The sequence below is a fragment of the Variovorax sp. LjRoot290 genome, from assembly GCF_964253985.1.
Lineage (GTDB): Bacteria > Pseudomonadota > Gammaproteobacteria > Burkholderiales > Burkholderiaceae_C > Variovorax.
The window spans coordinates 489,946-502,886 of record NZ_CAXURW020000003.1; the positions used below are offsets into that span (position 1 = coordinate 489,946).

General features: G+C 64.2%; 6 protein-coding genes. 5 read left to right on the plus strand and 1 reads right to left on the minus strand.

Annotated features, from left to right (window positions below; translation table 11 throughout):
- Positions 1–59 precede the first annotated feature (59 nt).
- On the plus strand, positions 60–1,445 hold the full coding sequence (locus ACSQ9A_RS39895; protein ID WP_436308200.1) for an RES family NAD+ phosphorylase: 1,386 nt from the start codon (positions 60–62) through the stop codon (positions 1,443–1,445).
- Between the two features lie 63 nt (positions 1,446–1,508).
- On the opposite strand, the gene ACSQ9A_RS39900 is transcribed toward ACSQ9A_RS39895, so the two are convergent.
- Positions 1,509–2,927 carry a sensor histidine kinase gene (locus ACSQ9A_RS39900; RefSeq protein ID WP_436308201.1) on the minus strand — a complete coding sequence of 473 codons (1,419 nt, stop codon included), beginning with the start codon at positions 2,925–2,927 and terminating at the stop codon, positions 1,509–1,511.
- A gap of 464 nt (positions 2,928–3,391) precedes the next feature.
- Here ACSQ9A_RS39900 and ACSQ9A_RS39905 point away from each other — a divergent pair, with 464 nt between their 5' ends.
- The 4 genes from ACSQ9A_RS39905 (at position 3,392) to ACSQ9A_RS39920 (ending at position 12,793) form a co-directional block, all read left to right on the plus strand.
- Positions 3,392–4,759, plus strand: a complete 1,368-nt coding sequence (locus tag ACSQ9A_RS39905; protein ID WP_436308202.1) for a hypothetical protein — start codon at positions 3,392–3,394, stop codon at positions 4,757–4,759.
- Positions 4,760–4,873: 114 nt separating this feature from the next.
- A complete protein-coding gene (locus ACSQ9A_RS39910; protein ID WP_436308203.1) occupies positions 4,874–5,638 on the plus strand; it encodes a hypothetical protein in 765 nt (254 codons plus the stop codon).
- A 163-nt stretch (positions 5,639–5,801) separates the two neighbouring features.
- Positions 5,802–11,879 carry a strawberry notch C-terminal domain-containing protein gene (locus ACSQ9A_RS39915; protein ID WP_436308204.1) on the plus strand — a complete coding sequence of 2,026 codons (6,078 nt, stop codon included), beginning with the start codon at positions 5,802–5,804 and terminating at the stop codon, positions 11,877–11,879.
- Positions 11,880–11,944: 65 nt separating this feature from the next.
- Positions 11,945–12,793 (plus strand): hypothetical protein, encoded by an 849-nt coding sequence (locus ACSQ9A_RS39920; protein WP_436308205.1) that lies wholly within the window; start codon positions 11,945–11,947, stop codon positions 12,791–12,793.
- Positions 12,794–12,941: the final 148 nt, after the last annotated feature.

The window sequence follows — 12,941 nt, forward strand, 5'->3', positions numbered from 1 at the left end:
GCCGGTCGGGGCACTGGAGGAGAATCATCGGCATCGTCACGAAATCGCCGGCACCCGCAATGACCAATATCTGCATAAGTTGCCTCAAGGATCCCTTTCTCCGTGAGCACCTGGCCGGAAAGGTTTCTGCGAAGTCGCCCTGCGACTACTGTTACGACGCATTGCCTGGCGTGCCCTTGTTCGACATAGCGGCGGAATGCGACCGGGTCATCGACGAACACTTTGAATCCACTCACGATGCAAACGCGGTGGTCCTATATGGGCGCGATCCGGTGGGTGCCAATCTTGATGACACGCTGGTTGGCTTACAGGTCGTGCCTGACGATGCGCTCGAGGAACTGAACGCGTGCCTTCAGTCCCTCTGGTTTGATCGAGATACGGGGGAAAGCAAACACGGTGATGACGAACCCTTTTTTACGCCCAAGGCTGACATGAGCGAGCCTGTTAGCAGCACATGGAAGGGCATGGAAGCGAGCTTGCGCGAGGAGGCCAGATACCTCAACCCGGATGCACAGCGAGTGCTTGACGAGGTCTTGGGCAGCGTCGCCGACGATTGCACTGCAGAGGGTGATCCAGTCATCGTGCCAGCTGGCCCGGGTACGGCTTTCAGCAGTCTTTACCGCGCCCGGGTGTTTCAAACCGATGCGGCATTGGAAGAAGCGCTTAAGGATCCGGAAAGGCTTCTCGGCACACCGGCCGCTGGAATTGGTATGGCGGGGAGAATGAATGCCAAAGGCCAGCCGGCCTTCTACGGCGCCACCGAGCGTGGGACTGCGATCGCCGAAGTCCGGCCACCGGTAGGCAGCCGAGTTGCGGTGGCAGCGTTCGATGTTCTCAGGCCATTGAGGCTCCTCGACCTCCGCAGCCTCGCCAGGGTTCAGCGCGACGCTGCGTTGAGTCTTTTCGATCCTCGAAGTGTCGCAAACGCACAAAGGCGCGACTTCCTCCGGGTCCTGTCGCGCCTCATGGTCGCGCCCGTGATGCCTGACCTTCAGGATCGGGACTACCTGATCACTCAAGTGATCGCGGACTATTTGGCTACGCATCCGCGCGCTGATGTCGATGGCATCCTCTACCCTTCGACGCAATCCAGTGGCCACGGAGGCAACATAGCTGGAGAGAACGTCGTGCTCTTTCCGAGGGCGTCGCGAGTTCGGCAGTGGGGAGGAGGGTACCTTTCTCGGTCCGCGTCTCTCTGGGAGATGGAAGAGGATGGACCCGGCCATCGCTATCAACCACAAATTTGGATCCAGGAGCCGCCACCCGGGGAAACCGATAGGTCGTCCTCTCCTTATGGCTGGTCGACGCAGGAGCGAGCCACCAGGCGGCAGGTTGCGCTTGGCCTGGTTCAGAACCAGATCGATGTGCACGAGGTCCGAGGCGTCGCTTTCGAAACCACGTGCGACAGGGTTACCGTGCACCTAGCTCCAGTCTCCGACAGGTAGGCTACGGTGCTTCGCCGCGCTCGCGGCCGGCCTGACCATATGGGCCTCCCCCAGGGGGCAACCTCAGCCGCATTCCAGCGCCAGCTTGCGCTTCTCCGGGTCCGGATCGATGTCCCCGATCTCCATCGTCACGCGCGTGCCCCGGCCTTCAATGGACGCGATCGCCAGACGCGTGTTCAAAGCCTTGGCCAGGCGGGCGACAAGCGATAGGCCGATGCCCATTCCGTCAGGCGCAAGTTTGGCGGCCGCCTCAACCCGATAAAACTCCGCGAACACTTCGTCGATCTGGCCGGCGGGTATCCCGATCCCCTGGTCCCAGACTTCTACACGCAACCGTGGGCCGTGGATCCGAGCAGCGAGAAGCACCTTTCGGCCGGGCCGGCTGTACTTGATCGCGTTGGAAATCACGTTCCCGATCATGCGCTTCAGGCGCGCGGAGTCGGTCTGAATCACGGCATCTGCGACCCGCACACGCAGCTCGAGACCCTTTGCCCTTGCCAGCGGTTCGAAGGACGCCTGCAGCCCGACGAAGACCTGAGCAATCCTCACAGGCTCAACCGCAAGGTGAATCTCTCCGGCGTCAAACTTGGACAGATCGAAAAGCGAGTTGAAGAGGCTGTTGACCGCGTTGCTTGCACCCGTGATCTTGGGCGCGAGCTCGAGGTGTGACTCTGGATATGCTTCCAGGTACTCTGCGTAGAGGGAAAGTGCAATCACCGGCTGTCGCATGTCGTGCGTTGCCGCTGCCAGGAATCGGTCCTTGGTCTTCACTGCCTCAAGGGCTTCTCGGCGCTGGGCCTCGAGGTCGTACTGCAACCCCAACTGATCTTCTGCGCTCTTCTGGGTGTCCGAGCTCATTCGGTTGATGAGCCACGCCTGGAAGAGAACGAACGCGAGGATCCATCCATCGAAATGCTGCTGCGGCTCAGGCAGTTGCCAAGCCGAATAGACAGAACAGACGAGGACCGCCAGGAGGAAGGTGTTGGTGTAGGAGCGCAGGAGCATGGGCACGAGCGACAGCCTGTTCAGCGGCACGTACAACATAGCTCCTACGATGATCCAGCACCCGAACTGTCCCGCGGCTGGCCCTTGGTCGAAGAAGAGCAGTACGGATGAGCCCCAGATCGCGCCGAGGATGACGTACAGGATCGCCAAGTGACGCATGTACTTCGTCTGCGCTCGGAGATCGGAGTCGCGGTACTGCCGCCTGTAGGCCGCCTCGGCGGCGAGTCCCAGCGTGTTGAAGCATAGAACTGCAGTGAACCAGCAGATGAGCTGCGCCACCGGTGCGACGGTCCAGCAGATGCACACCACGGCAAACGCGAGAAAGGTAGCGACGGGCTTGCGACGCTGGGCTGGGTCGATGTATCTCTGGATCAGATGACGCTGGACGTAGGTCCACCGTTCGTCCGCGGCGCTGCGCTCCGTCGAAGTCGATGAGGCAGTCCTTGAGATAGACGCATGCGCGATTATCTGTCGCACTTGGGAAGGGCGCCTTGTCTCATTGGCCCTGGTACATGGCTTGAGTAGGCTGGGCCCTTCAGCGTCGACGTCTGGGTCACAGACGCCGAAGATTGAGGCGGTCACATGAGTACGCAATTGGGGGTAGCCCTCGATGGTAAGACGCAACCTACAGCGACGGACCGAACTCAGCCTCAACAAAATCCCCGATCTGTGACTTTTCTCGCCCGAGCGGCGGCCGACTCGTCGCCCAGGGAATCGACTGGTCGTCGCCTGGGCGCGCCAGCGTACGAGTCCGAGGGCTGCCAGCCGTGAACACTTCATTCGTACCGGGCCCTCATGGTTGCAGCGCTGCAACGCAGCCATGAACCAAAAACAAAAAAAGAAACTTCCCCGCGTCAAGCTATGCTCACAAACAATTAAATGACCGGCAGCAACGAAGCGTTGGAGTCGGGAGTGCAACGGATCGAGGACGTACGAACGACATGGAAGAACTGGACCGCCAGCTGAGCGCCGACGAAAAGGCAGCAGTCGCTGCCAAGGTGTGGACGCTCGTGAACGCTCTTCCGCAACGCGATCTAATCGAGGAATCGGACGCTCGTCAGTGGATCAGCCGCGTGGTCGAACTTCATGGCGAGCAAGCCATCTGGCACGCGATTCGCCTGAACGGCTTCGGCGGTTCGGAGATCGGCGTCCTGGTGCGCAATCAGCACGGCGTCCGCGCCGACCATATGGCCAGCGCACACGACATCGTCCTGGGCAAGCTGATGCGCAAGGTTCCCGACGAGACCAACGAGCATATGACTCGCGGTCACGAGAACGAGGACCGGCACGCTTCCATGTTCTACAGGAAGTACGGCGCCCATCGTGACCTGCCCGCATTCGAAACGCTGAAGGCGGCCCAAGGGTCGCTTCCGTGGATGCGCTACAGCCCCGATGAAGTGGCGCAGCTGCCCTCGCGCATGCTGGCCGCGACCCGGCCGATGGCCGCCGAGCGAGCGATGTCGCGGTGGCTCATCGACTACAAGGCGCCGAGCAGGGTCGAAGACGACTCCGAGATTCACTTCCAGTACGGCTGCCAGCTCGCCCAAGGCGCGATCCTCTGCGAAGAGCAGGGTGTCGAGCTGCACGGCCTGATGCTGAGCCAATTCGACTGGGCGAACTGGCGTCTGAAGGACGACGTGGTCGAAGTGAGCGCGGAGCTGAAGCAACTCGTGCGCAACGCCGGCAACTGGGCATGGGACTGCGTGATGCACAAGGTGGTGCCACCGTACGTCCGCACGCCAGTTCTCGCCGACTCGGAGGGCTTCGTAGCGAAGCACGTCGAGTTGGCTGAGCGCATGGCAAACGTGTCAGCGCTGGCCAAGGCTGCCGATGACCGCGCGAAGGAACTGCGCGCCGAGCTCATCCTGGGCCTCGACGGCCGCAAGCTCGACGGTCACAAGATCGTCCTGCCCGGCGCCGGTGCGCTTACCGCGAATTTGAAGATCGATGCGGAAAAGATCCAGGCCGACCTCACTCCTGAACAGGTCGCCAAGGTCGTGAAGAAGGATGGCTACGACGAGAAGCGCATGGCCGCTCACTTGAAGTCGCTGGGCGTCGACCTGAAGCAGTTCAAGGCCGACAAGATCGATTCAGACAAGCTGGCCGAGCATGCCGACGAGTTCGGCATCGACCTCGACGCCTACATGGCCGAGCAGCACGTCTTCCGAATCGACAAGCCGCTCAAGGAAGAGATGGAGCGCTACGTCGACACCCATTTCCCACTCGTCGCACTGCCGCAGGCAGACCCCGAATCGCCAGCCGCGGACGAATTCGCGGAGGAACCGATGGCGGAGGCGCCGCGCGGATAGGCGCGCTCCATCCCCAAACGTGTTCGCGTGGCCAAAGATGAGGCCGCACAAGCCTCGCGAACATTCAAAACGTGTGCGGTCTCATCTTTGTTCTCATTTTTAGGAGTTGAACAAATGGCTATCACCAAGAACACCACCGAGCGCAAGAACCTGATCTTCATCTCGCTGGTCGAGCGCACCAACAAGCACCTGTCGGCCGCCGAAGTCGAACGCAACCCCGATCTGAAGTTCGCTGGTTTCCTCTACAAGAACGAGCAGGGCCAACACGAACTGGCCCGCCAGCTCACCGGCAACGTCGTGAGCGTGAAGGTGGGCACCGACTCGTACACCGCTCCCGGCGCGCAGCCGATCGAATATCCGATCGCCACCGTGCGCCTGACCGACGGTGAGAGCGTGAAGGTCCGCCTGGACCAGCAGCTCGGCCGCAACGTGATCGGCCTGCTGGCAGCGAACGCGCTGTCGCACGGCGACGGTCCGATCGACATCTATGTGAGCCAGGTGCGCGCCGGTGAAAAGATCGGCAATGGCGAGCCGTTCGATCGCGACAAGTCGTTCATCAGCGTGAAGCCGGCCGGCGCCGCCACGTCCGCCAAGTTCAGCCCGATCTATGCCGGCGAAGACGGCCAGATCCTGCTGGACGGCGAAGGCAAGCCGGCAGGCCTGCCGAAGGCGAAGACCGTTCGCTTCCAGGGCAAGGACCAGCTCGACTGGGAGGACATCAACAACATCGCCGTGTACACGGCTGCGGGCCTGGAGAGCTACTACAAGGACAAGGACACCCAAGCCCACTCGTCCAGCCAAGCTCCCGACGACGGCGACCAGCACAGCGACAGCATCGACCCGGCCGAAGCCGCTGCCGCAGCTACCCCCCGCGGCTGAAAGGCCGGGAAGGAGCCTGGCGGGTTGACGGGACCGCCAGGCCCCTTCGGATTCCGAACGAATCCAGTTTCTCCTTGATTCTTCCCTGAACAAGCCGCACCCCTGGGCCCCGGATCCCCGGGCATCCCAGAGGGTGCGCACTTTTTTCTGAGAGTAGGGCGCGATGCCAAAGTGGATTGACCTCAACGATGCGTCCGGTGCGCGTCTGAAGATTGCAACGATCGAGGTGGGTGGCGATCCGCATCTGCACCTGTTCGTCACGGGCCTGTCCTACCTCAACCCTGCCTGGAACAAGTCGATCGCTCAGCTCGGCTTCCATCCAGGCGGTGCACGCAAGTACCTCGTCCGGCGCGTGAAGCCGGGCGAGCGTCCGAAGCCCTCGGACTTCCGCCCCGTGTTCCCGAATGCAGCTGTCCGCGAGATGACCCCGGAGAGCTACATGCTCAACCTGCAAACGGCGCGCAAGCCCGACGAGCGCCCTGCCAGCAAGGAAGAGCGCGCCGCGGCGATCGACATCAACAACGCGGTCCTGCTGGGCCGCAACTCCGACGGCGAACGTGTGTTCGAAGCCGCAGGCTCCCGCTATGTGATCAAGGTCACGGGCCAGGGCGCCGAGATTCGGGTGGATGAATCCGACGCGAGCCAGCCCCACGTTTTCCTGCGCCTCCCGAAAGACGGGAACCACGAGTTCCGCACCCTGTCGATGGTCCAGTGTGCCGACGGCTTCGTGCGCTCGATGGTGCTTGGCGAAGTCCAGCACAGTGAAGATCAGGACCGCTTCCTCCAGGCCCTGCACGGCACCGTCAACGGGGAGCAGGCTCCGAGCTTCACGATCGAGCAGCACGACGAAGTGCACGCAGCTATCGAGACCTCGCTGCTGCGCTACCTGCGCGATGGCTTCGAGGTCGCCCAGGATGCCTACGGTGAATCCGCGCGGCTGACGGACATGCTGCCCCCGTTCCGTGGACACCTGCGCGGTACCGGCACGATGCCGGCACCGATCTCGGTGGCAAGCCAGCGCCTGCTGGGCGACACCGATGGCCTCACGGTCCTCGTGCCGAACGCCTTCGATGGCGCGAGCTTCGCCTTCCTGCCGGAGGGCACGAAGGTCCGCGCGTACCGCGGCACAAAGGACATGTCCGCGCTCTCGAGCGTCGTCAACCTGCGCGCCAGCACCGAATGGCAGGAAGGCGAGTTCTCGCCTGGCCGTGAAGTCGGCGCGGACGCGATGTTCATCAATGCGGACCCCGTGCTCGGCGCCGATGGCCGACGCACGGACTACATGCTCGCGATCAACTCGCTGCGATCGCTCAAGGAAGGCGGCCGCGCCGTGATCGTCCTTGCCGCCGATGCGGTGCCGGGCGAGCTGTCGGTGGCGTCGCGCACCTTCCTGCAGATGGTCAACGAGCGCTACCAGATCCAGAGCGCATTCGAGACCGCCCCGATCCTGTCGCGCAAGGCCGGCGTCACGGAGAACAACCCGGGCCTTCGCATCCTCTCGGTGGTCAACCGCCGGGTAGATCTGCCTGCCCAGATCACGAACCTGCCGGTCATCTCTTCGTGGGACGACCTGAAGACCACCGTCGATGAGGCGATGGCGCGCGCCGAGGTCCTGGACGCCCAGGCACAGGGCGTGGACGTCGAGCGCGCCGCGCTGGAAGGCCGTGTCCAGCGTCCGTACATTGCGTTCTCCCGCGTGGGCGAAGCCCGCACCATGGTGCCTTCGAACATGCAGGCACCGCTGCAGGCGACGATGACCCGTATCGAGTCGCTCTACGGCCAGGTCGACGAGCTCGTGACGCGCGAACTCGGCTGGGGCGAAAGCGCCTTGGCCAAGCGACTGTCGCCCGAGCAGGTCGACGGCATCTCCATGATGATCGTGCGCCAGCTTGAAGGCTACGCCAGCATCCTGGCCGACGAGACCGGTATCGGCAAGGGCCGCCAGCTCGCCGCGATGATGGCCTGGGCGCTGCGCCGCAACCAGCCCGTCTTCTTCGTCACCGACAAAGCGAACCTCTTCTCCGACCTGGCGCGCGACCTGAAGGCCATCGGCGAATGGGATCGTGTCCGTCCGATGGTGATGAACACCGATGGCGAGATCACATGGGAGCCTGGCCCGGGCGAGCAGCCGGTGGTGCTGGCCGAGGGCTTTGCCGCCGCGCGCACGAAGGCGATGGTCGAAGGGGGCATGAAGCTGGAGGAGGCCGGGCTCAACACCTGCTTCCTGACCTACTCGCAGATCGCCGGCGCCGAGAGCGACAAGGCCCAGTGGGTGAAGAACCAGCTCGGCAACGCGCTCATCATCTTCGATGAGGCCCACGTGGCCGCGGGCTCCGACAGCCAGATTGCCAGCCACATCTCCGAGATGGCGCGGCTCGCCAAGGGCGTGCAGTACGCGTCCGCGACCTGGAGCAAGACGGAAGACAACCTGCACATCTACCAGCGGGCGCTCCCGGACAGCGTGAACGTGGCCTCGCTGGCTGCTGCGATCAAGAAGGGTGGCGAGTCGTTCTCGGAAGTGCTGAGCTCGATGCTGGCGGCCGAAGGCGCGCTCATCCGTCGCGAGCACGACCTCTCGAAGCTGGACGTGAGCGTGTACACGGTCGAGGAGCGCCGCACGCACAACGAACGCGTGAGCGACGCGGTTGCCGAAGCACTGGGCGCTGCAACCTACCTGGCCGGCGACATGTCGCAGATCTTCATGCGCGGCAACCGCGAGGCAGTCAGCGTGCTGCGCAAGGCCAAGGAAGCCCGTTCTGCGATGGTGGATCAGACTAACGCGGCAGCCCAGACGCCGGTTGCCCGAGCGAACATCATGAGTTCGAGCTTCGGCACGGGCTCGGTCCTCTACCAGGTGATGAAGGCCGTTCAGGGCGCCCTGAACGCCGACCAGGTTGCCGATCGTGCGATCGAGCACATCCGCGCGGGCCTGAAGCCGGTGATCGTCTCGGAAGCCACGAACGAGGCGCTCACGCGCATGCTGATGGCGCAGACGGAAGCCCTAGGGGAGGGCGCTGCCCCTCGCACCGCGGGCGGCCTGCCCTCGATGATCAAGATGCCGACGATCCGCGACGCGGTGCGTGCGGTGCTGATGCCCCGCCTGACCACCGTCGTCCAGCGCGAGATCACGGAAGAGGACATTCCGGACGAGCCCGAGGAGGGCGCTTCGGCCGTGGCGGACGCTGCCGCTCGCGCCGCGGCCGAACTGAATGCCGAAGGTGAGGAGGGCGAGGCCACACCTACTGCAGAGATGGCAGAGGCCCAGCGCGAGACCCGCCTCCTGCGCAGCCTGCAGCGCCAAGCCGACGGCGAAGCCGTCGCTGCCGACGACGCCGAGGCCGTGAACCTGGACGAGGCAATCGCCGCCGCCGCACCGGAAGTCGAGGAGGCCAGCGCGCGTAACAAGAAGGTCATCTCGGCACGCCGCACTGTGCCGATCATGGATCTGCCCGGCATGACGGAGGCAGATCGCCAGCACTTCCAGAACGGAGTTTCTGAGCTCGAGCGCCTGATCAATGCCATCCCTGAGCTACCGGTGTCGGCCTTCGACGTGATCGAGCAGAAGCTGCGCGACGCGGGCATCACCGTGGGCGAGATCACCGGCCGGTCCTTCTCGCTGGAGCGGCTGCCGATCCCACTGGTGCAGTCGTCGCCCGCAACGCCTGCGAACCCCGAGCCGGGCGACCGCGGACGGATGCTCGGGCTCCATGCCGGGAACGTGGCCAACTCGACGGTCCCGACCTACGAGCCGGGCTCGGACAGCAAGATGTGGAAGGTCGTGCCGCGCCTGCGCAGCAAGCGCGCGGTCAACGCCGTCAAGCGTGCCTTCAATAACGGCGAGATCCAAACGCTGCTGATCAATCGGTCGGCTGCCACGGGAGCCTCGATGCACGCGTCGCCCCAGTTCCTGGATCGCTCGCGCCGCGTGCTGCTGGAGCACCAGATTCCGGAAAACGTGACCGACCGCATCCAGCTGATCGGCCGCGTGAACCGTTACGACCAGGTCACCTTCCCGCTGGTGGAAACCTGCACGACGGGCATCTACGGCGAGCTGCGCTACGTGATGATGCAGAACCGGAAGCTGGAGAAGATGAGCGCCAACGTCCGGTCGAGCCGCGAGAACGCGATGCTCATCAAGGACGTGCCCGACCTCTTCAACTCGATAGGCCTGGAGGCGGTGCGCAGTTATGTCCAGGACGAGCCCCTGGTTGCGAAGAAGCTGGCGTTGCCGGACAACTTCCTGGAGATCCCGGGCGTCGCCGGCGTGAACATGTTCCTGATGCGGCTGCCGCTGCTGAAAGTGGCCGAGCAGCGCCAGGTGTACGAGCAGCTGTTCAACCGCTTCGACGAGAGCTTCAACCGTCACGAGCTCCTCGGTACCAACCCGCTCAAGACGCGTGAGTACGACTGGCGCGCGAAGGAGGAGTTCTCGGGCGTGTTCTTCGGCGATACGTCGGGCGAACGGGAGAACATGGCCGAGGCCCTGATCAACGACGCCCTCACGACCGCCGAGGCCGGCGCGGCGCAACCTGCCCCCGCTGCCGCCGACGCGGCGCCGGCGCCAACTGCAGCCGCGACCATGGAGGTGAGTGACCTCGCCGCCGGCGGCCAGCAAGACGGGAGCGCGACCGAGCAGGACGATTTGCTCTCCGCCTTCGATCGACCGGTCTACATCCGGAAGATCGCCTTCAACGTCGACTTGAAGCCGATGTCGTGGACGGCCTGCGTGGCTGCGGCCTCGGTAAGCGGCGAGATGCTCGCCGCGGAGGGCGGACACTTCCAGCTCAACGAGGAGGGCCGGGCTTCCTGGAAGCCGGAGATTGTGGCGAAGCTGAACGCCGGCATGAAGGCCATCGTCAGCATGGCGGCTGTCGCGGCCGGCATGACGAACTCGGAAGAGGCGGTGCTCACAAACCCGCCGGCGCAGCGTGCCCACCTGCGCGCCGAATGGCTGAAGGACCACATCGAAGGCCTGGTGCCCGGCGGGCTCTTCGTCGAGGATGCCAAGGTCGACGGCAACGGTGTCGTGATCGAGCGCGCGAAAACCGGCGTGATCGTCAACATGAAGCTGCCCGCCGAAGCGCGCGAGCTGATCCTGCCGCATAAGTGGAAGATCGCAGTGGTGTTCCCGGGCGAAGAGCGTCCCATCGAGTATTCGCTGCGGGCACTGCTCTCGGAAGTGCGCGGCGATGTGCGCAAAGGCGAGGTCGCGGGCACCCTGATGACCAACGCCTACTCCCGCCTTCGCCCTGCCCAGTTCCAGCGGCCCAACGAAACGGGCTGGCGCTTCACCAGCGTCTTCGGCAACGAGCCCCGCGTGGGTTGGACCCGCGACGAGTTCGACCTGGCGCCGGTTGGCCAACATCGCCGATCCGGCTATGTGCTGGGCGGCAACATGTACATGGCTTACGACTGGTCGGTGAAGTCGCGCGTCGGTCGCTCGATCATCTACACGGATGACAAGGGCATGCGCCAGCGCGGCGTGTTGCTGCCGGCGACGATGAGCCACGTCGGAGCGCAGTTCATGCCCATGCGGGTGTGGGGAGGGCAGATCAAGCCCTTCGTGAAGCGCCTGGTGGAAGCGCAAGGCGCAAACGGCCTCATGCTCGAAACCGAGTTCATGGCGTCGAACAAGCCCTACGGCATTCTGATCAACGACAAGGGTCTGCTTCTCTTGACCAAGTCCAAGGATGCACGACGCGCGCTGCGCTTGATGCGCGGTGAGCAGGTGAAGATGCGCAAGGAGGCCCTGGGCGATCGGGCCACGGCGGCGCGCGACCCGCTGAACGTGACCCTCGGCGTCCTGTCGCGCAACGGCCGGCTCGGCACGGGCCGCGCCGCAATTGGCCTGAACGGCCGGGCGGATGTCGGCGACGAGGCAACGACATCTTCCTCTGCAGGCATTCCTCAGGGCTATGTCGCGGTGAAGCTCGGATTCGACCCAACGAAGCCGGCTCTGCTGGACCGCGCGCTGAGCCTTCTTGTGCACGGCACCGGCCTGGAGATCTATGCCAAGGGCATGCAGCAGCGCGCTCTCGCGAAGGAAGTGGGCCGCGAGTACTTTGCGCAAATTCGCGCCGAGACCGCGCAGCGTCGCGACCAAGTTCGCCAGGCGATCTCCGCCGCTGCGGCGGATGCCCCCGTCGAGTCTGCCCACCAGGCTGAGCCGACCGAAGGACATGCGGAGGCCGAAGCACCAGCCGCCAACGACGAGCCCAACGCAGAGCGCGCAGCGGCGTGAAGGAATCACCGCCTCAAGTCGATCGCCGCGGCCCAAACCAACCCCAAATCATCATCGAGGAAACCATGACTGTCCAAACAATCGAACTGTCCAACGCCGAGTGTGACGAACTCCTGAAAGCCCTCTCTGGCCCGACCCCGTCTCTGGGCCAGTGGCGCGACGTTGTTCGCAAGGCCTTTGCGAAGGGTGTTGCCGCTGCGACGCCGAAAGACACGATTCCCACGGCGCTGGTTGAGCCTTTGATCGACATCGCCGAGACCGTCGCCCGTGCTGAACTGGCGGTGCCGACTGATTCGCGCGATCGCTACGGGCTCTACGCGGCCTGGGCAGGCGAGTTCCAGGCGGACTTCGCTCGCAGGCTGGCCGCTGGTCAGGAGCCCGGAGCCAGCTACTACGACGACATCGAGACCTTCGCCCTGAGGAAGGCCTCGGAAACCGGATTCATCTCCGTCGCGCGCCCGCTTGCCAGCCAGGGCGATCTACCGCGCGATGTGTTCCGTGAATACGCACGCAGCGGCCAACGCGAAGGCGAGCTCGAGGTCGACGAGAACGCCCAGGTGAACATCTCCCAGGACGATCCCGAGCTTCCCGCGCAGGGCGCCTACGTTCAGGCCTGGACCTACGTCAGCAACGACGAGATCGTCGGCTTCCTCAACGCCGTGATGAGCGATGCGCAGCTCGGTGCCGAAGCGCTGGACGAGGCGGTGCATGCTGCCGCCGACCTCAGTGTACCGACGCAGGTGCGCGACGAGGATCGTGATCTGATCTCGATGAAGGGCTCCGACGTCAAGAACGATGGCGTAGATGCCCAGGTGCAGTTCCTGGTCGCCCGGCTCGGCCCGCAGGGCGCGTTCGAGGCGGTCGAGGCAGCGATCGCCGCGGCGCCACGTCAGCTCGACGTGCCACGAGGGTGAATGTGGAGTACCGGCTCAATTGCGGCCAGTACGTGCTGCACGCCAAGTCGCCCATTGGTGGCGACCTGGCGCCGGTTGGGCGCGTGCTGGAATGAGTCGTCCCTCGCGGCACGCGCCGCGAATAGTTTCGCCTTCTTCACGAGTAAAT

Excerpts from the sequence above, each read along its gene's own strand:
- ACSQ9A_RS39895 (WP_436308200.1), top strand. The coding sequence starts at position 60 with ATGACCAATATCTGCATAAGTTGCCTCAAGGATCCCTTTCTCCGTGAG.
- ACSQ9A_RS39905 (WP_436308202.1), top strand. The coding sequence starts at position 3,392 with ATGGAAGAACTGGACCGCCAGCTGAGCGCCGACGAAAAGGCAGCAGTC.
- ACSQ9A_RS39910 (WP_436308203.1), top strand. The coding sequence starts at position 4,874 with ATGGCTATCACCAAGAACACCACCGAGCGCAAGAACCTGATCTTCATC.
- ACSQ9A_RS39915 (WP_436308204.1), top strand. The coding sequence starts at position 5,802 with ATGCCAAAGTGGATTGACCTCAACGATGCGTCCGGTGCGCGTCTGAAG.
- ACSQ9A_RS39920 (WP_436308205.1), top strand. The coding sequence starts at position 11,945 with ATGACTGTCCAAACAATCGAACTGTCCAACGCCGAGTGTGACGAACTC.